20 protein-coding genes are annotated in these 22,149 nt (G+C 54.2%); 16 read left to right on the plus strand and 4 right to left on the minus strand.

The window, feature by feature from the left end; genetic code table 11:
* The first annotated feature begins 151 nt into the window (after nucleotides 1-151).
* The 5 genes from FFI95_RS12665 to FFI95_RS12685 are packed head-to-tail and all read left to right on the plus strand — an operon-like array spanning nucleotide 152 to nucleotide 8,053.
* Nucleotides 152-2,272, plus strand: coding sequence for a type VI secretion system Vgr family protein (locus FFI95_RS12665; RefSeq protein ID WP_144823075.1), 2,121 nt, complete (start codon nucleotides 152-154; stop codon nucleotides 2,270-2,272).
* The gene (locus FFI95_RS12670) at nucleotides 2,269-5,622 is read left to right on the plus strand and encodes a toxin VasX (protein WP_144823077.1); all 3,354 of its coding nucleotides are present in this window, start codon (nucleotides 2,269-2,271) and stop codon (nucleotides 5,620-5,622) included. Before FFI95_RS12665 ends, FFI95_RS12670 begins: the two co-directional genes overlap by 4 nt.
* On the plus strand, nucleotides 5,619-6,692 hold the full coding sequence (locus tag FFI95_RS12675; protein ID WP_144823079.1) for a hypothetical protein: 1,074 nt from the start codon (nucleotides 5,619-5,621) through the stop codon (nucleotides 6,690-6,692). Before FFI95_RS12670 ends, FFI95_RS12675 begins: the two co-directional genes overlap by 4 nt.
* A 54-nt stretch (nucleotides 6,693-6,746) precedes the next feature.
* Nucleotides 6,747-6,983 carry a hypothetical protein gene (locus tag FFI95_RS12680; RefSeq protein WP_144823081.1) on the plus strand — a complete coding sequence of 79 codons (237 nt, stop codon included), beginning with the start codon at nucleotides 6,747-6,749 and terminating at the stop codon, nucleotides 6,981-6,983.
* The gene (locus FFI95_RS12685) at nucleotides 6,980-8,053 is read left to right on the plus strand and encodes a hypothetical protein (RefSeq protein ID WP_144823083.1); all 1,074 of its coding nucleotides are present in this window, start codon (nucleotides 6,980-6,982) and stop codon (nucleotides 8,051-8,053) included. Before FFI95_RS12680 ends, FFI95_RS12685 begins: the two co-directional genes overlap by 4 nt.
* 40 nt (nucleotides 8,054-8,093) lie before the next feature.
* On the opposite strand, the gene FFI95_RS12690 is transcribed toward FFI95_RS12685, so the two are convergent.
* A complete protein-coding gene (locus FFI95_RS12690) occupies nucleotides 8,094-8,990 on the minus strand; it encodes a DUF1853 family protein (RefSeq protein ID WP_144823085.1) in 897 nt (298 codons plus the stop codon).
* A gap of 100 nt (nucleotides 8,991-9,090) precedes the next feature.
* Here FFI95_RS12690 and FFI95_RS12695 point away from each other — a divergent pair, with 100 nt between their 5' ends.
* From FFI95_RS12695 to FFI95_RS12705, 3 genes are read left to right on the plus strand one after another with little or no spacing between them, the layout of a single operon-like run.
* Complete coding sequence (locus FFI95_RS12695) at nucleotides 9,091-9,531, plus strand: VOC family protein (protein ID WP_144823087.1); 441 nt, start codon at nucleotides 9,091-9,093, stop codon at nucleotides 9,529-9,531.
* Between the two features lie 59 nt (nucleotides 9,532-9,590).
* Entirely contained in the window at nucleotides 9,591-10,922 is a 1,332-nt protein-coding gene (locus FFI95_RS12700) for a hypothetical protein (RefSeq protein WP_144823089.1), read from the plus strand.
* Between the two features lie 19 nt (nucleotides 10,923-10,941).
* Entirely contained in the window at nucleotides 10,942-11,316 is a 375-nt protein-coding gene (locus FFI95_RS12705) for a hypothetical protein (protein ID WP_144823268.1), read from the plus strand.
* 52 nt (nucleotides 11,317-11,368) lie between these two features.
* On the opposite strand, the gene FFI95_RS15545 is transcribed toward FFI95_RS12705, so the two are convergent.
* Nucleotides 11,369-11,902, minus strand: coding sequence for a cold-shock protein (locus FFI95_RS15545; RefSeq protein ID WP_144823091.1), 534 nt, complete (start codon nucleotides 11,900-11,902; stop codon nucleotides 11,369-11,371).
* A gap of 210 nt (nucleotides 11,903-12,112) precedes the next feature.
* Here FFI95_RS15545 and FFI95_RS12715 point away from each other — a divergent pair, with 210 nt between their 5' ends.
* The gene (locus FFI95_RS12715; protein ID WP_144823092.1) at nucleotides 12,113-12,331 is read left to right on the plus strand and encodes a SlyX family protein; all 219 of its coding nucleotides are present in this window, start codon (nucleotides 12,113-12,115) and stop codon (nucleotides 12,329-12,331) included.
* Here FFI95_RS12715 and FFI95_RS12720 read toward each other — a convergent pair.
* The gene (locus tag FFI95_RS12720; RefSeq protein WP_144823094.1) at nucleotides 12,325-14,970 is read right to left on the minus strand and encodes a [protein-PII] uridylyltransferase; all 2,646 of its coding nucleotides are present in this window, start codon (nucleotides 14,968-14,970) and stop codon (nucleotides 12,325-12,327) included. The two genes, FFI95_RS12715 and FFI95_RS12720, sit on opposite strands and share 7 nt — an antisense overlap.
* Entirely contained in the window at nucleotides 14,971-15,741 is a 771-nt protein-coding gene (map, locus tag FFI95_RS12725) for a type I methionyl aminopeptidase (RefSeq protein WP_144823096.1), read from the minus strand.
* 263 nt (nucleotides 15,742-16,004) lie between these two features.
* On the opposite strand from map, the gene rpsB reads away from it, so the two are divergent.
* The 7 genes from rpsB (at nucleotide 16,005) to ispC (ending at nucleotide 22,121) form a co-directional block, all read left to right on the plus strand.
* Nucleotides 16,005-16,757: a 30S ribosomal protein S2 gene (rpsB, locus tag FFI95_RS12730; protein ID WP_144823097.1), complete on the plus strand. Its 753-nt coding sequence runs from the start codon at nucleotides 16,005-16,007 to the stop codon at nucleotides 16,755-16,757.
* A gap of 92 nt (nucleotides 16,758-16,849) precedes the next feature.
* Nucleotides 16,850-17,719 carry a translation elongation factor Ts gene (tsf, locus tag FFI95_RS12735; RefSeq protein WP_144823099.1) on the plus strand — a complete coding sequence of 290 codons (870 nt, stop codon included), beginning with the start codon at nucleotides 16,850-16,852 and terminating at the stop codon, nucleotides 17,717-17,719.
* Nucleotides 17,720-17,901: 182 nt separating this feature from the next.
* A complete protein-coding gene (gene pyrH / locus FFI95_RS12740; protein ID WP_144823100.1) occupies nucleotides 17,902-18,630 on the plus strand; it encodes a UMP kinase in 729 nt (242 codons plus the stop codon).
* A 42-nt stretch (nucleotides 18,631-18,672) separates the two neighbouring features.
* Nucleotides 18,673-19,230, plus strand: coding sequence for a ribosome recycling factor (frr, locus tag FFI95_RS12745; protein WP_144823102.1), 558 nt, complete (start codon nucleotides 18,673-18,675; stop codon nucleotides 19,228-19,230).
* Nucleotides 19,231-19,302: 72 nt separating this feature from the next.
* Entirely contained in the window at nucleotides 19,303-20,070 is a 768-nt protein-coding gene (gene uppS / locus FFI95_RS12750; protein ID WP_144823104.1) for a polyprenyl diphosphate synthase, read from the plus strand.
* 24 nt (nucleotides 20,071-20,094) lie between these two features.
* On the plus strand, nucleotides 20,095-20,934 hold the full coding sequence (locus FFI95_RS12755; RefSeq protein WP_144823105.1) for a phosphatidate cytidylyltransferase: 840 nt from the start codon (nucleotides 20,095-20,097) through the stop codon (nucleotides 20,932-20,934).
* Nucleotides 20,935-20,936: 2 nt separating this feature from the next.
* The gene (gene ispC / locus FFI95_RS12760) at nucleotides 20,937-22,121 is read left to right on the plus strand and encodes a 1-deoxy-D-xylulose-5-phosphate reductoisomerase (RefSeq protein ID WP_144823107.1); all 1,185 of its coding nucleotides are present in this window, start codon (nucleotides 20,937-20,939) and stop codon (nucleotides 22,119-22,121) included.
* Nucleotides 22,122-22,149: the final 28 nt, after the last annotated feature.

Consider the following 22,149-nt stretch of genomic DNA (forward strand, 5'->3'; position numbering starts at 1 on the left):
GATTAGCGTGGCGCAGAATGAGGCTGTGGTCAACTCCTCAAGTTTTATTCCGCCGGGCGTATCAGGGTTACATTCTAAAGTCTGAAGGTTATAATCAGCCCCCGGCTCAGGATGGGCCTGTGTAATACACTAATCTTCAGGGACAGAAGACATGCCCCAGGCAAGCGGACTGCAGTTTACCGCCCGTGTTGGCGAACTCCCCTCTGATCTATTTTCCGTGGTTGGCTTTACGCTGACTGAACGGCTATCCGAACTGTTTTATGGCCACCTTGAACTGGCCAGTACCGACCCGAACCTTGGTGCCGGCGAGGTTCTGGAGCAGGCGGTAGACCTGGTAATCTGGCGCGATGGACAGCCCGTTCGGCGCTTTACCGGCGTGGTTAATGAGATGGTTCGTCGTGATACCGGCCACCGCCGCACCCGCTATGAAATTGTAATCCAGCCGCCTCTGTGGCGCCTGGGCCTGATGCACAACAGCCGCATGTTTCAGACTCAAAACACTGAAACCATTGTGCGAACCTTGCTGGAAGAGCGGGGTATTGTGGGCTCGGTATTCGATCTTAAACGCTCGCCGGAAGAACGGGAGTACTGCGTACAACACCGCGAAAGTGACCTGCAGTTTGTGGAGCGACTGGCCGCCGAGGAAGGCTGGCACTACCGTTATCAGCACGGCAGCACAGACGGAAGCGAGCAGCCGGGCCTGATGTTTGCCGATCACCACGGCAATGCGCCAAGACTGAACGCAGCTGAATACAATGGCAGGGCCGGTGGCAGCACCAGAAAGCCTGCGGTCTTCCGTTTCCGTTACGAAGAGCGGGTTCGTGTAGCATCTGTCGCTACCAAGGATTACACCTTCAAAAATCCCGCCTACGCCCTGATGCACGAACACAGTGCAGCGAGTACTAGTCAGCGGCCAGACTATCAACACTTCGACTACCCGGGCCGCTTCAAAGCCGACGCCAGCGGCCGACCGTTTACTGAAGCCCGGCTGGACGCCCTCAGAAACGACGCCAGTACGGCCAGCGGCGAAAGTAACCGTGCGGACTTCACCTGCGGCGCCAAAACGGAACTCACTGAGCACGACAACCCCGGTTTAAACCGCGACTGGCTGCTGACGGCGGTTACTCACACCGGCAAGCAGCCTCAGGCGCTGGAAGAAGAGGGCGGCTCCGAACCCACGAGCTACCATAACACCTTCACTGCCGTACCCGCCGATAAAACCTGGCGGCCAAAGGTTAGCCACCGTCCTCGGATGGATGGCCCACAAATTGCGATCGTAACCGGTCCGGAAGGTGAAGAAATTCACTGCGATGAACACGGCCGTGTAAAGGTCCGGTTTCCGTGGGACAGATACTCGAAAAGTGATGAACACAGCAGTGCCTGGTTGCGAGTAAGCCAGGGCTGGGCTGGCGGCCAATACGGATTCATGGCCCTGCCCAGAATTGGCAACGAAGTGATTGTCTCTTTCCTCGACGGCGACCCGGATCAGCCCATCATTACTGGCAGAACCTATCACGCCACCAACACACCGCCCTACGCGTTGCCGGAACACAAAACCCGCACCACCCTGAAAACCCAGACTCACAAAGGCGAGGGCAGTAACGAACTGCGGTTTGAGGACGAGGCTGATAAAGAACAGATCTACCTCCACGCCCAGAAAGACCTGGACTTGCTCACTGAAAACAACCGCACCGAAGTCATCAAAAACGACAGCCATCTGACGGTTGAGAACGACCGCTTCAGCCACGTAAAGAGCAATGACCACCTCACCGTGGACGGCGAAAAGCGCCAGAGCATCGGAGCCGACTGCAGCCAGACCATCGGCGGCACCCTGCACCAGAAATCCGGCAGCGCCACCCTGTGCGAAGCGGGCAGTGAAGCCCACCATAAAGCCGGTGCCAAAGTGGTAATGGATGCAGGTGCGGAAATCACCATCGCTGGTGGTGGTAGTTTTATCAAGCTGGATCCCAGTGGGGTAACGCTGAGTGGGCCGGGGATTGAGGTTAACTCTGGTGGGGCGCCGGGGAGTGGGAGTGGCGCAAACCCACAAAGTACCACCATGCCAGAAAAACTTGAGGCCGATAAGCCGGTTTCCCCGCCTGCAACCTCCCTTGCGAAGGTAGGTACGCGACAAAATGCATCTACGGATTCACTTCAAACCGAAAGACTGCCTGGTACCGATCGAAAGTTGATCCTTGATGTGATTGGAGAGAGCACAAACGGGGAGGCTATTCGCATTGTTAAGGGTTCTTCAGAAGGGGGCAAAGCGTGACAGGTTCTGTAACTTTTACCGATGAATCCAGGGAACGTTCAGTTCGTCGCAAAGCGGAATACGACGACAGTCATCCCCATGACCTGGTGCTCACAATCAACAAGCGGGAAGGGGGTCAGATTACGATTCCGCTTCTGAAAAATGCCCGTTCGAATATTGAACGGGAAGACCATCAGGAAAACACCCTGTTAAGAATTAAACCCCTTGCAGAAATCGAAAGCGCACTTCCTGTGTCTACAGGTTATGGGGCCCCAATTTATCAAGCTAAAGCTGTTGCGTTGCTCCGGCCAGGCTACTTGTATGTGTTTCGCCGAGGCAGGCTGTGGCGTGAGCTGGAGATCGGGCCAGATTCAAAAGTGAGTGATGTTGATCTCACTGCAGCCCGGAATGAAATTGATAACCCGGAGAGTAAATTACGGATTGAGCGCCCAGCGGAAGGTGAATGGTTCGACGATGTACTCGTACCCGTATTCCTGCAAGGGCAAGCAGTCATGCACGACTTCCGAATGGCTTACAGTGAGATCCAATGGGACTGGAGCTATATCCAGAAATTGGAGGCCGACGATAACGCCAGGAATGCCCGCACAACAGGCATTGGCCATGCATGGGCTGTAACTACCGCAGCGGGCATCAGCTTCAAGACCGGGTTTCCGGCTTCCAGGATTGAGGATCTGCCGGAGCTGCGGGAAAGGGATCTCGGCATTGAGCTAATGCTGGAAAATCCGCGAGATTTTACGCCAGCCTTCGAAACTCCATCTGGTTCCGAACTCTGTGTAAAACTGGCCACCCGTTTGCGTGAGGCCCAGGAAGAAGGTGAGCAACCCGTAGAGCTTGATATCAGCTGTGATTCCGATAAAGACCGGCTGGCCCACTTGAGAGGGCAGAAAGGGTTAGCTTGTATTGCCCTCCCGGACCCACTTTTCAAACTGCGGCATTCGCTTGCTCAGTTGCACTTGGCTTTGCATTATCTTGATGCGATTGACGTTTCTATCCAGAAAAAACCAATGGTTCATTCTGCAATGCTGATCCGGCAGGCGGTTTTTGACCCGCAAGCAGGTGGTAAAAAACCATCATTGGCAAAGTATGCAGAAGCCATAGACCGGGAGAAGTTGGATGAAGTGTTGCACACGTCTGAAAAGAATCATGCTATCCGCGTCATTGAGGAGCACGCCGAAGACCTGATAGTCATGATCAAGAGTGGGGGGCTTGATCCAGTTTTTGAAGATTACCGGACATGCAGTGATTATGCGATTTGTGAAGCCTATTTGTTGGTGGCGGATAGCCTTAATTTGCTTCAGCAGATCCCCGGTGTACTTCAGGCTCAAGGGGTCAGCGGTGGTGACCGGATTCTGCCAGAGCTTCGTCGCTGGATTGTTGACAGTTCGTTTTTGAGTAACTGGGCACCGGAAATGGCAGAAGGTGGTGCAGAGCCTTTTCTCAAGAGTCTCGAAAAGTTGGCTCAAGACAACACTGAGATTGATGATGCGCTGTTGAAACGGCTCAGTGTTCAGTCACTGATTTATCTGGAAAAGCAGTTAAGCGAGCAAAATGATGGCGCTGCGTCCGGTATTAAGGGTGTTGCCAATGCAGGTAAAGTAAGCGGTATGATCATCAGCTCACTTAATGAGTGGAGCTCCGCAATCCTCGCAGTAGGCAAACGTTTAGTTGAAGAGGATCTTATCCTACAGGCCGAGCTGCCCCGCATCATGCAAGCAGCCTTGTCCAATTTTGCGTTGGCAGATCCTGAACTAAGGCGCATTGACATAATGAACAGGGCAGGGGCTAGGGCATCCGGTTCCATCGTCGGCGTATATGGCAATGGGATCGAGCGTGGCCTGACCGACTTTGACCGCACAAAGGGCGTTCTTAGCCGAGCAAAGGATTATCTGTACGCAGACCTGCTGGATGATTCCAATCGGGTAATAGCCTCTACCAGCCCCGCACGTATGTCAGATGCTGTGGAAGGAGCGATCCAAAAGGCCGCAGGTACGACCATGGTGTTCGTTGCTCCGGATAGTCATCCAGAAGTACGTAAGTTGAGCTTGATTAGAGTTGATCTGGCGAAGCGTGTTGGCAAGGTGGTTGACGGGCCGGTGATCTCCCGGGGACTCGTAGCTTTGGCTGCGTTTAACGTGTTCTTGGAACTAAATAACTTAATGCGCGCATCCCGACAAGAAGAGGACACACCGCTTCTCGCTAGGAGTAAACTGGCTGGGGCTACTGCTGATTTGGTTGCCGCATCCTTAAAACTGAGTGAAGTGTTGGGTCAACCTGCGTTCGCGCGCAACGCTGCTAACGGTAGACTTCATCAGTTAGCTACCCGCCCTTTGTTTGACATGAAAAACTGGTTACTGATTGGCAATCGATTAAAAGCCGTGAGGGCTGCAACTGTGGTGAAGGTAGCGGGCTTGGCGACTTTCATTGCTGGAGCGGCTGGCGTGGGGTTGAGCTTTTGGGAAATGCGTATAAGTCTCTCCAACAAGGACTTTGACGCTGCTACTGGCCATGGCATCGCAATGACAGGCAGTTTGGTTGTTCTGGCATCCCCCCTGATGCATACCCTGTTGATGATTCCAGGTTGGGGCTGGGCCATCTTTGGTCTTTCGATGGCCGTTGGCGGCGGTCTTTACGCTGGCTCAGCCACGGATGATACGTTTGAACAACTTCTTAAGCGTGGCCCCTGGGGGACTCACCCCGACGATTCGTTGCCGGGCGGGGATGATAAAGCCTACTACAGCCAGTTGCTTGCACTCCTCTCGCCAATTCAGGTGACCGCTCAGCGATATGCAGACGTAGAGCCCGACCCGGAGCTAAATCACCCTGATTATCGACCCAAGCCAGACGACTACGTCATCACCTTACAGCTGCCGTTGGTTAGCCGCATTAACTTACATCAGGAATGTGTGGAAGGCTCACCTGCCAGCCCGTTCAAATTGGTTGTGCAGGAGGTTGCCTATCTTTCCTCGACTACCAGTGTTCCCACCAAGGGGCTTATGGAATCAACCACGAGTACTCGAATGCTCAAAACCACCCCTCTCACCAAAGTGACTGCCCGGCAGTCGATGCCTCACCAGTCAGCGGTGCGTTTTTTGGTCAGGCGCGAGATTCAAGACAGTGAATATCAAAGTTCTTATTATCAGGAGTCTGTAAAAACCCGTGTAAGAGTAGGACTGCAAGTGACTTTGAATACAGAGTTCGGGCCACTGGTTTTTCCTGCACCTGTGTTTGAGGACTATGAAACATTTGATGTGACGCGGCACAACCAGCCTCCACCCAAGGAACGGCTACTCGTGAACCCCTATGGCCAGCCAGATTCTCCATATTGGTACTTTACTGAGGTCAGTGTATGAGTGATCTAAAACCGACGCCCGACATCACGGATAAGGCATTTCGGGCCATGGAGATTAGCCCTCTACCGAAATCGCCAAAAAAACGCTTGCGTATCGGCGAGGAACTTCAGCCAACTGGCAGCTTTGCGGGCGTTATCCCCTATCAGGCTACACTTCAAGACGCTGAAGTACTTCAGGGTCATGAAAAGACTGACCCGGAATTTAAATCGAAAGATTGGTGGTGGGATCACCAGAGGATTCGATTTCTGAATGAAAAATTGGGCCTCAAATTTTTGATACTGCTTATTCCAATGACTTGGGTGCTTACCCTTTGGGTTGGGGGGCCGGCCCTTATGATCTGGGTCTCCGCCGAGATAGATTTAGTAGCGGAACTCCCCCCTTTGATAGTGGGAATTTTTATTATTATTTTTGTTTTAGCCTGGTTTGCGTTTGCAATCACGGTAACTCCAGTCACCACCAACTGGCTCATGAGTACCGGCATGGGGTTCGTTCTGAAACCCTTCGAAAATATCATCAACAAAAAACTGGACGATACCCTGGAAGACGGCTGCAGTGAGTTTAACCGAGTCACCGGCCAGGTTCGCCTGGCTCTGGGAAGAGGGCGGCATTTCGAGGCCCCGTTCGTGGAGTTCGATGCCTACGTGGATCGTGTGATCCAGCAAAGTGGTGTGTTTTATCGGCTCATTTTTGTGCATCGTTATACTCAAAAATCGTTCCACAACACGGCTTTCAGCACCATCGAATCCAGCAAGTCTGAGGTGATGGCTCTCTGGGATGTGCTTCAGACCTACATGGATGTGTCCCAACCTTTGCCCGATGTACCAAGACTGGAACCCTTCCGACACCTGGACCCGATCACAGCGGAGCACGACAAGAAAGCCGGTCGTAACCCCCGCTTCTGGCGGGACCTGGATATAGACGCCTGGAAGCAGGGAGATGGGGCCGAGTGGCTGAAGCGGCAAGCTGAGTATCCTTGGGGAAAGCGCAAATGCAAGCTCACGCCTCAACTCGGCAAGATCTCCATGGAAGCGTATCGCCAGAAGCGCCCTGATGGCTCTTGGCCAATTTAAAAAGGCATTTGTTTATGGACAGATTCTCTAGCCGGCAAGCTCACCGGAGCGTTGTTGGTAGCCCATATATTTGGTCGCAAAGAACAGCGAGCCATTAGCATGAGGGTTGTATTGCAGGCCTGTATTGAAAGTGAAACTGGAGCCTTAAGATTTCCCATGCCCGTACTTGATGATTACCAGCCATTTGATGAGAAGCATCATGAGGTATTGCCAGATAAGGCGTTCCACCAATTCAATCCATTCAAAAACGATCCTGCTCCATATTGGCTCGTGAAAGAGGTTGAGTTGTGACTGAGAGTAACCAAGCAGCTGGCAGTGAAAAGATAGGGTTTTGGGCAGATCAGATCCCTTTTCTTCCGGAGCCCAAAAAAAGCAGAAAACAACTGGGCCAAGATCTTCAACCCTTGGGTGATTACGCTGGGGTCGAACCCTATTATCGGGTTTGTGTGGATACTGGTGACGTCCAGCATCAGGAGCAAAGCGAACCCGAAGCATTCACTTCTGACGACTGGTGGTGGAGTCATCAGCAGATTCGTTTTCTCAACGGTAAAGCCTTTCTTGGTCTTTCGGCTTTGATACTGCTCGTTCCGTACCTTTGGGGCACGGTTTTGGTTGGGGGTGGTGGGGTTGGTTGGATCTACTATCTGCTTATCATAACGGGAGACGTCCCACATATTGTTCGGGTAATAGCGATTCTCATCTCGCTGATAGTTTGGATGCCTCTCTCTTTTTATGTCCTAATAAAAACCCTGCCCTGGATCATGGGTGCCTTTGCCCTTTTACTTAGGCCCTTTGACAAACTCCTCGCCAAGCTTCTGGACCGAGGCCTGGAGGCGGGTGAAAGCTACTTCAATCGGGAAACAGGCGAAGTGAGCTTCGCTGTATCAGGAGGCAAGAAGCTGACGGCTCCTTTTGAAGAGTTTGATGCCTATGTGGAGCGCGTGATCGAAGCGGGGGGTATCTTCTACCGCCTCATGTTCGTGCACCGTTATACCGGCAAGCAGTTCAGCCAGACTTCTCTAAGCCGGGTGGAACCGGTGAAGGAAGAGGTGATGGCGCTGTGGGACATGCTTCAGCGCTACATGGATGTGTCCCAGCCCTTGCCCGATGTACCCAGGCTGGAACCCTTCCGGCACCTGGATCCGGTAACGGCCGAACATGATAAGCAAACCGGCCGTAACCCCCGCTTCTGGCGCGATCTGGATTTAGACGCCTGGAAGCAGGGAGATGGGGCCGAGTGGCTGAAGCGGCAAGCTGAGTATCCCTGGAACAAGCGCAAGTGCAAACTCAGGCCCCAATTAGGCAAGATCTCGATGGAAGCCTACCGGCAGAAACGCCCTGCGGGTTCCTGGCCTATTTGAGCTATTAGTGTCTGAGCCTGACCAGAGCGTCATGCCGTCTTTACGGCCAGGAGTCTGGCACCACAAATACCCGGTCTGCTTCGAACCATCGCCCTGTCTGGCAGTGTTTTTCCATCGCAGCAAAAAGCTGTGGGGTTGCTCCGTTCTCCACGCGTGCAAGAGCTTCCTGCGCTTGCTCCGGTTCCGGCGGCTCGCTCTGGAACCAGTGGCCAATCCAGTGCGGTTTGTTGAGGACAACCCAGTGGGATGTGTTCCCGGCCCTGGCATCCTGAACGTACATCCAGCGTCCATGGAGGTGGCTGGCGGGTACATAGTCAGGCGTCAGCGCTTGCATTTTGTCGGGGTAGAAGAGGTAACCCGGCATGAATATGCGCGGTGTCAGTGGCCCGGTAATGTTATCCTCCGCAAGCAGCGCAACGGTCTCGGGAAGCAGTGTCCGGCGGCTTTGCTGTTCCAGTAAGCTGGATACTTTCAGGTCCAGCCGGTCGCGGGCGTTAGGGCCGTACCAACGTGTGGTGCCTGTAGGACCGGGCAGGCCCAGGTAAAATTTAATCGCAATTTCGTGGTGCTCAACACGATCTTCCATACGATTATGCACCACAAAATCCAGCTCTCCGATGGTGCGTCCGTGGGACTGAATTTGCTGGTTTTTCAGTAGTACAGGCCAGCCAAGCAAGTCCTCCAGCAAAACCTGATACAGTTGTTCAAAATAGAACCCCAGTCTGCGCTGTGGCGGCTCGCTGAGTAATGCGGGCGCCGTTTCCATGTTCTTGTCCCAAGCTTTAAGTTGCTCGGGGTAGTCCGGAGGCAGATATTGCGTGGGTTCAAAGGTGATGGGCGAGTGGACGAGTTGTGGTGCCTGACACAACCAGGCGAGGTGTCGTATCGCGGGTGTCTGGTACGTATTAATCAGCTCAGAGCCATGGGTTGCCGTCATTCGCCAAGAATACCGTAAACTGTCCGTTAATAAAGGTGCGGGGGGTCGCTGAATTGCGAACACTCTCCGCTTAAGATTACCGACCGAAGAGGGAGCAAGAATGAGATACCTGCATACAATGATCCGTGTAAGCAATCTTGAACAGACTCTGCACTTTTTCTGCGACTTACTTGGCATGATAGAAATTGATCGAAAAGATAGTGATAAGGGCCGGTTCACCCTGGTGTTTCTGGCGGCGCCAGAGGATGAAGAGCGAGCACGTAAAGATCGGGCCCCGATGGTTGAACTCACCTACAACTGGGACCCCGAAGAGTACTCTGGCGGGCGTAATTTCGGGCACCTGGCGTATGAGGTGGATGATATTTATGCCCTGTGTGAATCCTTACAGGCCAACGGAGTAACCATTAACCGTCCACCTCGTGATGGCCGAATGGCCTTCATCCGGACGCCCGACAATATCTCGATAGAGTTATTGCAAAAAGGTGAGGCGCAGGCGCCCAAAGAGCCCTGGGCCAGCATGGAAAACACCGGCACCTGGTAATAAAGCCTCAGGAATAAGTTAAGGCATCAGGAAGATGCGATAAAACAGGGAGACGTTAAATGGAAGACTGGCAAGGATGCCTGGCCCCCCAGTGTCAGACAGCACTGCTGCAAGCCCGCGATGATGTTTACCTTCGTGGCGGTGCGGCGATCACCGTTGAAGATTTTCTGTTGGCGCTGCTGGACTCCAGCCCCTCAGTAAGTCACTTTTTGCGTGGCTCCGGCGTCGATATGGATGAGCTGGTACGCACCATTCAGTGTGAGCAGCCGATTGTGACGGAGGTGGGTGGCGAAAGCCTGCTTTCGTCACAACTGGTGTACTGGCTGGCGACGGCACGGGAAATGTCTGGCACACCCGCGTGGCTTGACTGGCCACAGCTTCTGGAGGTGCTCGCGAAGCATTCGGAGCGGTTGCAGGAAAAGGCTTATGTGGCGGTTATGGAGCAGGTCTCCCGCTGGCCGGAATCCGGCAGCGAAGAAGTTCCGGGTGAACCGTGTGGTTCTGATCCGGATCCTGCGCCGGTTGTGATTACCGATCCCGCATGGGCGGAATTGGCAGACGACGTTGCCATAACACTTGTGGCCACGCCGGACGCCCTGGTGTGGGTAAGGGGAGAGCGGGGAGCCGGTAAGACTGCCTGGCTGCGTTCGCTACTGGATACTCTCACCCAGCCCTGGGTTGAAGCTGACCTTCGCCGTGAGTCTGAATTGGTGCCCGGCGCCCCCGGGTCTGTGCTGGTGCTGGATAACATAACCCCCGCTGATTTGCTGCTGATAGAAAAACCGTCAGGCCCGGCGTATCAATCGGTCCGGGAGTGGCCTGGCCCTGTGCTGCTTATCGGGCCGGACGTCCCGGAGCATTGCCGTGATTCTCCGGGCTTGCTTGAGCAGAGGCTGGGCCGTGGGCTTGAGGTGTATGAGATGCCGCTAGCAAGTGAGGTTCAGCGCAAGGCTGTTCTGGTGGCACATCAGGCAGCGATTGAACGCCGCTGGAACCTTCAGTTGTCCCGGACTGCCATACAGTTCGCGGTTTCCCGGCGCAGCCGGAGTGTGTGTACCCCGGGCGGCATGCTGCAATGGGTAAAACGTGCTGCGGCCAGGCTGGAGCGCTTTGCCCGGTGCGGGCCGATAGGCTCTGCCGCCCTTTCCGGGCAGGAAGATACACTGTTGCGTCAGAGTCTGGTTGCCATGGCACGGCAGGAGTCTGTCGTCGCTATTGAGCAGTCACTTGCAGAGATACAGCTGTCGCGTGCCGCCACTGAGATAAACTGGTACGAGCGTCAGGCCGACGGTACGCTGCACGTGCTTACGGTGGAGGATCTTCAGCAGGAGCTGGAACGCTGGCTTGCAGCGCGGCCGGGGCCGGTTCACTATGTGCAGCATTATAATTAACAGCATGGAGAATCTGCGAGTGCAGGATCTGGAAATCTACATTCGTGATCTGGAAGCAGGCACGGTAAGCCGTTGGCTTGAAAGTAACGTTGAGCAGCTGCAACTTGACGACAGTGATGTGGCCTCCGTTATTAAAGGCACGGCCAGTTTCAATAACGAGCACCTGAACATCACGCTCTACCCCCGGGCTTTTGGCAAGCGGTTCACATGCCTGATTCTGGAAGGTGGGCAATTACCTTGGGACTCAGATCTGGCGTGTGCACGTAGCGCCTGGAAGGCACTGGAAACCGAGATCCGCTGCAGCCCCGGTGCGTGGAAGGAGGGCGAGCCGATTGCTGATGAAAAGTGGTGGCGACTGGACAGCAGAGGCGAGCAGTTGGTGGTCTGGAATTAAAAAAGGCAGCCCCTGATAACAGTGGGCTGCCTTTTATGAAGCAGCAGGTGATTCAGTCGCTCAGGATAGACACGTTATCTGCCTGCAGGCCTTTCTCTGCCTCAACCACGCTGAAGCGTACCAGCTGACCCTGGCGAAGAACCCGGCGGCCGCTTCCACGAATGGCACGGAAGTGAACAAACACCTCGTCTCCTTTGTCACGGACAATGAAGCCGAAGCCTTTTTTAACGTTAAACCATTTCACTGTGCCTTCTTCATCGCCCTCGGGACCATTGTCATCATGGTCGTCATGGCTTTGAGCAGACCCCTGGTTTCGTGCAGCAGGAGCGCTCTCGCGCCCCGGACTGCTCTGTGTCGTCTGCTGCATAGCACTAATAGCAATGGCCGCAAAGCCGGCAATACCGAAAACAATAAAGGTGACGATGTAGGCGGTAATGCCACGGTTGCTACCCAGGGCTTCGATAAATTCCCCTCTGGCGATCAGCAAAAGAGGTTCCGGGGTAAATGACAGCAGAAGGGCAAGAGCCAACGGTGCTGGAATAGCGATCAGGAGAGCTACAAGGATCGCTTTGGATGGATTACGCATTGACTGAAAAATCTCCATTTTTTATTAACGCTGACGATAAAACACCGGATATCGGGTAAAATTACGCATCCGGCTGGTGAAAACCGCCTGATTTTCCGGAAAGCGGAAGCACGGACGGGCAAAGGCGGCATCATAACAGATTATGCAGATTGCTTACCAAGCAGCCGGATTGTGGGATGCGAAAAATTTTATTCGAGGAGAGGGCCAGAGATGAGCCAGAACAATCTGCAAGCCAGGCTTGATGAGCTTGAAACCCGGCTTGCCTTTCAGGACGACCTGATTAACACCCTCAGTGAGCAGTTGGCAAAACAGGAGATGGACATTCGCGAACTCTGGGATGCCAAGCGGTTACTTCACAGCCAGCTCAAGGATGTATCGCAAAGCAATATCAAACGGGCAGAGGAAGAGACGCCGCCACCGCATTACTGAATCTCGTCCAGAGTCTGGCACAAGTCCTGTTTCAGCGCCAGACAAGTGGCCGGATCGCTGATGGGGTCGCCGTGCTCATCGGTAACAAAGAACACATCTTCAACCCGCTCGCCCAGGGTGACGATTTTGGCATTACTCAGGCGGATACGGTGATCAAGAAAGATTTGCCCGATTCTGGCCAGAAGCCCCGGGCGGTCCGGGGTAAACAGTTCGATAACGGTGCGGTCGTTAACCGTGTCGTTGGAGAATAAGACTTCCGTAGGGAAGGCAAAATGCCGGATTTGCCTGGGTGTGCGGCGGAGGATAATGTTGGGGTAATCCTCGGGATCGTTCAGTTCTTCAATCAGGCGCCTGCGTACTCTCTCCTTCCGGGCTGGATCTGTGCCCAGCGGCTGGCCTTTTTCATCCAGAACCACATAAGAACTGAGAGTATAAGGGCCTTCACTTGAGCTGATCCGGGCATCAACAATGTTGAGATTCAGCTGCTCCAGAACAGCCGTGGTGGCCGCAAACAGGGTGGCCCGGTCATTCATATAGATAATAATCTGGGAGTAGCCGTCCGTCGGGCCGCCATGGGTGTCGCGGATCAGTACCAGTGGCCCCGGAGTGTCGCCATGGTTAATGATGGCGGCGGTCTGCCAGGCAATATCTACCGTGGAATCCTGCAGAAAGTAGTCTTCATCAACCGTATCCCAGACTGCATCTATCTGTTCATCACTGATGTGCTGGGCATGAAGCATTTCCCGGGCTTCTGACTGGGTTGCCTGTACCCACTCCTGCCTGTCTACAGGGATCTCTGTGCCACGAATCAGAGCCCGCTTGGCTTCTGTATACAGTTGCCGGAGCAGAGAAGCGCGCCAGGTGTTCCAGAGTTTGGGATTGGTTGCGCTGATGTCACACACCGTGAGGATGTACAGGTAGTCGAGGTGTGCCTGGCTGGGAACGGCACGGGCAAACGAGCGGATAATATCCGGGTCGGAGATATCCTTGCGCTGGGCTGTCATGGACATCAGCAGATGGTTCTGCACAAGCCAGGAGGCCAGTTTGGTATCACGGTCACTCAGATGATGGCGCCGACAGAAGGCTTCCGCATCGCTGGCGCCAAGCTCTGAGTGATCACCGCCCCGGCCTTTGGCAATGTCATGGTACAGGCCGGCAATGTAGAGCACTTCCCGTTTGGGGAGCCCGTGAATCAGCCTGGCGGCCAGTGGAAAATCCTGGCGGGCATCCGGCTTGTTCAGGCGTACCATGTTGTGGATTACCCGCATGGTGTGGGCATCAACCGTATAAATATGGAAAAGGTCGTGCTGCATCTGGCCTATAATCTGGCCGAATTCCGGCAGATAGCGCCCCAGAATGCTGTATTTTTTCATTGCCGAGAGAGTGTCATCCAGCGCATGGGGGGTGCGCAGCAGCTCCATAAACAGGGAGGTAACCGCAAGGTCAGACCGGAAGGCGTCATCAATCAGGTGTCTGTGAGCACGCAAAGACCGGATTGTGGTGGCTCGAATGCCTTTAATCTCCGGATGCTGTGCCATCAGCGCAAAGATTTCCATGATTGCGTAGGGCGAGTAGGCAAAGACCTGATTGTTTACGGCCTCTATATAGTGGTTGCGAATCTGGAAGCGCTTATTGATAGGCTGGATGTTATCGTCTGTACCTGCGCCGAGTATCGCTTCATCATAAAACTGCAGAATCACATCCGTGAGTTCGGCCAGCGCCAGAACGGCGCGATAGTAGGCCTGCATCATCAGCTCAACGTCCAGGCGTTTGCCTTCGTCTTTGTAGCCGAGCATTTGCGCCAGCGCCCGCTGGTGGTCGAACAGCAGGCGGTTTTCATTACGATCGGCAATGAGCTGAAGCCCGTACCTCAGCCGCCACAGAAGCGTTTCCCCCTGAACCAGAATGTCGTGTTCTTCGTCGGTAAGAATGCTGAAGCGGGTCAGGTCAGCAAGGCTCTGAAGGCCGAAGTGGCGTTTGGTGATCCAGCCGATGGTTTGTATATCCCGCAGTGCTCCGGGAGAGCCTTTTACATTGGGCTCCAGGTTGTACTCAGTATCACTGAACTTTTTGTGGCGCCGCTTCTGTTCTTCGCGCTTGGCAATAAAGTAGTCGCGGTCGGTAATGATATTATCCGAATAGGCCTGCTCGCTGAGCTCGCTGCGCAACTCATCCGGGCCTGCAATTGTCCGGGTTTCCAGCAGATTGGTGAGGGTGGCGATATTACGTTTTGCGGCATCCTTGCTTTGTTCAATGCTGCGAACGCTGTGGCCTATGTCGAGTTTCAGATCCCAGAGTAGAGTGATAAAGGCCCCGAGATCGTCCTGCCAGCCCGGTTCGACACCATTGCGTGTCAGAATCAGCAGGTCAATATCAGAGTGCGGATGCAGTTCGCCACGGCCGTAACCGCCAACCGCAATCATCGCGATATCGGGTGAGCTGGAGAAGGGATAGCGGTTCCAGATGAGTCTGAGTACCGTATCAACCGTGTCGGCTCTGGAGTGGACCAGAGCCCGGACATCGGCGCCTTGCCTGAAGGCTTCTGCATCGGCGTCGTAGCGCGTTTGCAGCAACTCTCTGGCAGCCATAACAGGGGAGGGGTCTCCACTGATTCTGGCTTCCAGCTCCTGGCGGGTCATTTAAAAGGACTCTTCCGACCGCTTGGTCAGTACTTCATACCCATCCGCAGTCACCAGAATGGTGTGTTCCCACTGGGCCGAGAGCTTATGGTCTTTGGTAACCACGGTCCACTGATCCGGCAGCAGCCGGGTGTGGTATTTGCCCTGGTTAATCATGGGCTCAATTGTAAAGGTCATGCCTTCCTGAAGCTCCATGCCCGTGCCCGGCTTGCCGTAGTGCATAACCTGAGGCTCTTCATGGAAGCCTTTACCGATACCGTGACCGCAATAGTCCCGCACCACTGAATAACGGTGCTTTTCGGCATGTTGCTGAATCACATGGCCGATGTCTCCAAGCCGTGCACCCGGTTTGACCAGTTCAATGCCTTTATACAGGCATTCCTGAGTGATTCGGATCAGGCGTTCAGTGCCTGGCTTGGGCTTGCCGACAATCCACATCTTACTGGTGTCGCCGTGGTACTCGTCTTTAATGACGGTTACATCAATGTTAACAATGTCGCCATCCTTCAGAATTTTCTTCTCTGAAGGGATGCCGTGGCAGATAACATGGTTTACAGAAATGCACACGGACTTCGGGAACCCCTTATAGTTCAGGGGGGCCGGAATCGCGTCCCGCTCGTTAACAATGTAGTCGTGGCAAATCTGGTTGAGCTCTTCGGTTGAGACGCCGGGTTTTACGTGCTCATCGATCATTTCGAGAACATCGGCAGCCAGACGGCCGGCTACACGCATCTTTTCAATTTCTTCCGGAGTCTTGATCAATACCTGCATTGGGTTTCCTGTTGCTAGATGTCAAAGATTCATTTTAGTGGGCGAGTGCTCAGGGTACAAGGAAGCGCGAGTGCAAAAATAATGGCGTTCGGGTGGTTGTTTATGGTATAAACGCGCCCGCTGGAATCAAATCCGGCAAATTCGCACACGTGTCGGCACGTTGCCCCAGGGTGCCTGGTCCCGCCTTAAAGTAGTACAGGGAGCCGGGTTGGGGTAATCGGACGCGTGGAGGACTAACCCGAAGCTAAAACTAAGGTAATATCATGGCTCAGGTAAATATGCGTGACCTGCTGAAGGCAGGTGCTCACTTCGGTCACCAGACCCGTTACTGGAACCCGAAAATGTCGAAGTATATCTTCGGCGCCCGTAACAAGATTCACATCATCAACCTTGAGCAGACTGTTCCTGCCATGAACGAAGCACTGGACTTTGTTCAGCAGCTGGTAGAGAACAAGAACAAGATCCTGTTTGTTGGCACCAAGCGCGCCGCAGCCAAGATCATCAAGGAAGAAGCTGAGCGTTCCGGCCAGCCATTTGTTAACCAGCGCTGGCTTGGCGGTATGCTGACGAACTACAAAACCATTCGTCAGTCGATCCGCCGCTATCGCGACCTGGACGCGCAGAGCAAAGACGGAACATTCGACAAGCTGACCAAGAAAGAAGCACTTGAGCGCACCCGTGAAATGGACAAGCTTGAGCGCTCCATCGGTGGTATCAAGGACATGGGCGGACTGCCCGACGCCATGTTTGTTGTCGACGTAGATCACGAGCGCATTGCTATCAAGGAAGCCAACAAGCTGGGCATTCCTGTGATTGGTGTTGTTGATACCAACAGTAACCCGGACGGCGTTGATTACGTAATCCCGGGTAACGATGACGCTATCCGCGCAATTCAGATCTATGTAAAAGCAGTTGCAGACACCTGCGTTGAAGCAAGTCAGGCGGGCAGTGCCGGCGCTGACGAGTTTGTTGAAGTTGCCGAAGAATCTGCAGGGACTACTCCGGCTGCTGAGTGATCCCGACTGTATCACTTTAATATATAAACCATGCCCGGCCAGTTTCCGGGCATGGCTTCCCACCGAATTCGGATAAGTTGAGAGGACTGAACATGGCTGCAATTACTGCTGCAATGGTCAAAGAGCTGCGCGACCGTACCGGCCTTGGCATGATGGAGTGCAAAAAGGCGCTGGTCGAAGCAGACGGTAGTGTTGATGCTGCAATCGAAGAGTTGCGTAAGTCTTCCGGCCTGAAAGCCGCCAAAAAGGCTGGCCGTACCGCCGCTGAAGGCGTCTCGCTGATTAAGGTTTCTGATGACCACAAGGTGGCTTACATCCTGGAAGTAAACTCCGAGACAGACTTTGTGGCTCGCGATGATAACTTCCTGGCGTTTGCGCGTGAAGTGCTGGATGTAGCCTTTGAGAAAGGTGAAACCGATGTAGCCAAACTGATGGACGGTGAGCTTGAAACCAAGCGTGAAGAACTGGTCCAGATGATTGGTGAAAACATCACCGTTCGCCGGTTGGTTGAAGTTCGCGGCGAAGTTGTGGGCGGTTACGTTCACAGCAACAACAAAATTGCATCGGCCGTAGCCCTGACCGCAGGCGACCCCGAAACTGCACGTGACATTGCGATGCACGCCGCTGCAGTTAACCCGCGCGTGGGCAAGCCGGAAGATATGCCGGCTGCCGAGTTGGAAGAAGAGAAGGAAGTCATCAAGTCCCAGCCGGATATGGAAGGCAAGCCTGCCGAAATCGTTGAGAAAATGATGGGCGGCCGTATTAAAAAGTTCCTCAAGGAAAACAGCCTTGTTGAGCAGCCTTTCGTTAAAAACCCGGACCAGACTGTGGGCGAGCTGATCAAATCTGTTGACGCGGATCTGGTTGGTTTTGTTCGCCTGGAAGTAGGCGAAGGCATTGAAGTTGAGGAAGTAGACTTTGCTGCTGAGGTTGCTGCGGCAGCCGATACAGGCAAGGCCTGACCTCTTCAGGTGCTGTAACAGCAGGTTGCAGCACCATCTGAGTCTGCCACGTTAGCCGGCCCTTTGCCGGCTCTCGTGGCGGGCTTGTATCTGAGATGCCCCTTTTTTGAGGAGCATGTCAGATACAAGCCTGCAATGCGCATCACGCCGGGTAGCAGCCAACAGACGAAAAGGGGATCAGCATGTCGACACCACCAAAAAACCAGCCAAGGTATAACCGCGTTCTGCTCAAACTCAGTGGCGAAGCACTGATGGGGGAGCACGAGTTCGGTATTGATCCCAAGGTTCTTGACCGTATGGCGCTTGAAATAGGGGCGCTGATCGGCATAGGTGTTCAGGTGGGGCTGGTTATTGGTGGTGGAAATCTGTTCCGGGGCGCGGCGCTCAGTGAAGCTGGCATGGATCGGGTGACCGGTGACCATATGGGCATGCTGGCGACTGTTATGAACGGCCTTGCGATGCGCGACGCGCTCGAGCGCTCGAATATCCGGACCCGTGTAATGTCGGCCATTCCTATGAGTGGTATTGTGGAGCACTACGATCGTCGCCGGGCAGTGCGCGATCTGAAAGACGGTGATGTGGTGATATTCTGTGCGGGCACAGGAAACCCCTTCTTTACAACCGACTCAGCAGCCTGTCTGCGCGGTATCGAAATTGAAGCGGATGCAGTGCTTAAAGCAACAAAGGTTGATGGCGTGTACTCGGAAGATCCACAGCTAAACCCGGCAGCCAGCAAATATGACTATCTGACGTACGATGAAGTGCTGGACAAAAAGCTGGGTGTAATGGATCTTACAGCCATCGTGCTGGCACAAGACCACGGAATGCCACTCCGGGTTTTTGATATGAATCGTACAGGTGCGCTGACCCGCATTGTGACAGGCGAGAAAGAAGGCACACTGATTGAATAATGGGTTTTAGTACAGCCTGATAAATAAATTGAGGGTGATTACGTGATTGAGGACATAAAATCTGAAGCCGAACAGAAAATGAAACGGAGCATTGAGGCTCTGGGCTCGGCGTTTAACAAAATCCGGACCGGGCGTGCACATCCGTCCATTCTGGACAGTGTTATGGTTAACTACTACGGTCAGGAAACACCGGTTAAGCAGGTTGCCAGTGTAAACGTTGAAGATAACCGTACCCTGGCGATTTCGCCCTGGGACAAGAGCATGGTTCCTGTGATCGAGAAGGCCATCATGGCGTCAGACCTTGGGCTGAACCCCACAACAAGCGGTGACCTGATTCGTCTGCCAATGCCCATGCTGACCCAGGAAACCCGTAAAGAGATGGTTAAGCAGGCAAAGGCTGATGCCGAAAACGCCCGCGTTTCTGTGCGTAATGCGCGTCGTGATGCAAACAGCATGATCAAGGACTTGCTCAAAGAGAAAGATATCTCTGAAGACGATGAGCGCAGAGGCGAAGATGAAATCCAGAAGCTGACAGACCGCTACATCGCTGAAATCGAGAAAGTGCTGAAGACAAAAGAAGAGGACCTGATGGAGGTTTAATTACCTCGGTCCGCTTGCAAGCGAAAAAAACACGGCCAGCAGGAAGGTTCGGCTGGCCGTACAGGGGATTTCATGACGGGAACTGTATCCGCAGAAATTCCGGTGTCGGCAGATAGCCGGCCCCGGCATGTGGCCATTATCATGGACGGCAATAACCGCTGGGCTAAAGAACGGCGGCTGAAAGGGGTGGCAGGCCACAAGGCCGGGGTAGAAGCGGTGAAGTCCGTGGTTGAAACCTGTGCCCGGGAAGGGGTAGAGGTACTGACGCTTTTTGCCTTCTCCAGTGAAAACTGGCGCCGCCCCAAAGAGGAAGTGTCGGCTTTGATGAGGCTCTTCCTTTTTGCTCTGGAAAGAGAAGTCCGGAAATTACACCGGAATGATATCTGTCTGCGTATTATCGGAGACCGCTCTGCGTTTAATGCCACTTTGCAAGAGCATATGGCAAAAGCCGAGGAGCTTACCCGAAGCAATAAGGGCATGACGCTGGTTATCGCCGCAAATTACGGTGGTCACTGGGATGTTACCCAGGCTACGCAGCAGGTTGCCCAACGAGTCAGGAATGGTGAGCTGGTACCTTCCGACATTACTGATGATCTGATCCAGCAACATCTGAGCATTGGCGATCTGCCGATGCCCGACCTTATGATACGAACCGCAGGTGAGCAGCGCATCAGTAACTTCATGCTCTGGCATCTAGCATATACAGAGCTGTACTTCTCCCCCGTTTACTGGCCCGACTTCAAAGAAGATGAAACGCGTAAAGCATTACAGGCCTACGCCGGACGTCAGCGCCGCTTTGGTCAGACAGATGACCAGATAGCGGTGAAACTTTCACAGTAATAACCAGGTACAGCGGCCCGTATTGTGTTAAAAACCCGAATCATCACTGCCCTTATTCTTGCGCCCATTGCTGTTGGCGGTATTTTCTTTTTACCGCCGGCTGGGTTTGCCTTATTTACCGCTGCAATTATCACTCTGGGCGCATGGGAGTGGGCCAACATGGCCGGGTTTGAGCGGCAACCAGGGCGGATTGGTTATGCTGTGCTGTTTGCGGCGGTGCTTTATAGCCTTGCAGGTGTTCCGGCTGTCGCTGTGCTCTGGCTGGCGGCGCTCTGGTGGGTTGTCTGCTTTTTGCTGGTTCGTAGCTATCCGGAAAGTTCACAGCGCTGGGGCAGTAAGCCGGTGCGGGCATTGATGGGCGTTCTGGTGCTGGTGCCTGCCTGGATTGGCCTGAACCATATGCGGGTCAGCGATTTTCATTTCGGTGCTGTCGAAAATAGCCTGCTAGCCATTCTGTATGTGTTTTTAATCGTCTGGGTCGCCGATATAGGGGCTTATTTTGCCGGACGTGCCTTTGGAAAAGCCAAGCTGGCCCCGAATGTCAGCCCCGGCAAGTCCTGGGCAGGTGTTTACGGAGGACTGGTTGCGGTCGGTGCGCTGGCAATTGTAGCCAGTTTTCTGGTGTCCGCAAGTGCGGCAGAAACCGTGATGTTGATTGTGGCAAGCCTGGTAACCGGGCTGATCTCCGTGCTAGGGGACTTACTGGAAAGTATGCTCAAGCGCTTTCGCGGTATAAAAGACAGCAGCCAGCTGCTGCCCGGGCATGGCGGAATCATGGATCGCATCGACAGCCTTACCGCGGCCATACCGGTATTCGCGCTGATCATTACGCAACTGGGCTGGCTCACGGTCGGGCAGTTTTGACTATGGTCCATCGTTCTCTCACCGTGCTCGGTGCCACCGGCTCGATCGGGCTCTCTACCCTGGATGTTGTTCGCCGGCACCCTGAACGGTTTTCGGTATATGCACTGACAGCGGGTACCCGCGCGGAAGAGCTGGCTACGCTTTGCCGCGAGTTTAAACCACAAGTCGCTGTTATGGCCGATGCAGCCGCTGCACGAAAGCTGACAGAGTTGTTATCAGATCTTCCTGAAGTGTCTGTTCTCAGCGGAGAAGAGGGGCTCTGTGAGGTGGCGTCCGCCGCGACATCCTGCACGGTTATGGCGGCAATTGTGGGTGCAGCGGGCCTGGCGCCAACCCTGGCGGCCGTGCGCGCGGGCAAACGCGTGCTGCTGGCGAACAAAGAAGCCCTGGTAATGTCCGGGCAACTGTTTATGGACGCTGTCTCGGCATCGGGTGCCGAACTTTTGCCGGTTGATTCCGAGCACAATGCCATCTTTCAGTGCCTGCCGGCCGATAAGATTCGCGATCCGGAAGGGGCAGGCATTACCCGCATACTATTGACCGCTTCCGGGGGGCCATTTCGCCAGTGCAACGCTGAGGACCTGCATTCAGTGACTCCGTCACAGGCCTGCGCCCATCCCAACTGGTCGATGGGGCAGAAAATCTCAGTGGATTCTGCAACATTGATGAATAAAGGCCTGGAGCTGATCGAGGCCTGCTGGTTATTTAACACTACGCCCGAGCGCATCGAGGTGCATGTGCATCCGGAAAGCATCATCCACTCCATGGTAGAGTACGCTGATGGCTCTGTGCTGGCACAGCTGGGCAGTCCTGATATGCGCACACCCATAGCCAATGGCCTGGCATGGCCGGAGAGAATTGATGCCGGGGTCGCACCGCTGGATCTGTTTACCATTGGGCGTTTTAACTTCGAGCGGCCGGACCTGCTGCGTTTTCCGTGTCTGCGTCTGGCGGCGGAAGCCTTTAAAGAAGGCGGCACGGCGCCAACCGTGCTGAACGCAGCGAATGAAGTTGCTGTAGATGCGTTTCTGAGAGGCCATCTGGCATTTACAGATATTCCGGTGGTTATTGAAAGGACCTTATCCGTAACACCGGTGGTGCCTGCGGACAGTTTTGATATCATCTTTTCCAAGAACGCCGAGGCGCGTCAGCGGGCGCAGGAACAGATCGGGCTTTTAGCAGTCTGATACAGAGTAAAGATTTTCGCCGGGCCGG

This window comes from Marinobacter piscis, assembly GCF_007671655.1.
Taxonomy (GTDB): Bacteria; Pseudomonadota; Gammaproteobacteria; order Pseudomonadales; family Oleiphilaceae; genus Marinobacter; species Marinobacter piscensis.

Bases quoted from the DNA above. Each gene is read 5' to 3' on its own strand.
- FFI95_RS12665 (WP_144823075.1), top strand. From the start codon at position 152: ATGCCCCAGGCAAGCGGACTGCAGTTTACCGCCCGTGTTGGCGAACTC.
- tsf (WP_144823099.1), top strand. From the start codon at position 16,850: ATGGCTGCAATTACTGCTGCAATGGTCAAAGAGCTGCGCGACCGTACC.
- FFI95_RS12690 (WP_144823085.1), bottom strand. From the start codon at position 8,990: ATGACGGCAACCCATGGCTCTGAGCTGATTAATACGTACCAGACACCC.
- rpsB (WP_144823097.1), top strand. From the start codon at position 16,005: ATGGCTCAGGTAAATATGCGTGACCTGCTGAAGGCAGGTGCTCACTTC.
- map (WP_144823096.1), bottom strand. From the start codon at position 15,741: ATGCAGGTATTGATCAAGACTCCGGAAGAAATTGAAAAGATGCGTGTA.
- FFI95_RS12715 (WP_144823092.1), top strand. From the start codon at position 12,113: ATGAGCCAGAACAATCTGCAAGCCAGGCTTGATGAGCTTGAAACCCGG.
- ispC (WP_144823107.1), top strand. From the start codon at position 20,937: ATGGTCCATCGTTCTCTCACCGTGCTCGGTGCCACCGGCTCGATCGGG.
- FFI95_RS12720 (WP_144823094.1), bottom strand. From the start codon at position 14,970: ATGACCCGCCAGGAGCTGGAAGCCAGAATCAGTGGAGACCCCTCCCCT.
- FFI95_RS15545 (WP_144823091.1), bottom strand. From the start codon at position 11,902: ATGCGTAATCCATCCAAAGCGATCCTTGTAGCTCTCCTGATCGCTATT.
- FFI95_RS12675 (WP_144823079.1), top strand. From the start codon at position 5,619: ATGAGTGATCTAAAACCGACGCCCGACATCACGGATAAGGCATTTCGG.
- FFI95_RS12700 (WP_144823089.1), top strand. From the start codon at position 9,591: ATGGAAGACTGGCAAGGATGCCTGGCCCCCCAGTGTCAGACAGCACTG.
- uppS (WP_144823104.1), top strand. From the start codon at position 19,303: ATGACGGGAACTGTATCCGCAGAAATTCCGGTGTCGGCAGATAGCCGG.
- FFI95_RS12695 (WP_144823087.1), top strand. From the start codon at position 9,091: ATGAGATACCTGCATACAATGATCCGTGTAAGCAATCTTGAACAGACT.
- pyrH (WP_144823100.1), top strand. From the start codon at position 17,902: ATGTCGACACCACCAAAAAACCAGCCAAGGTATAACCGCGTTCTGCTC.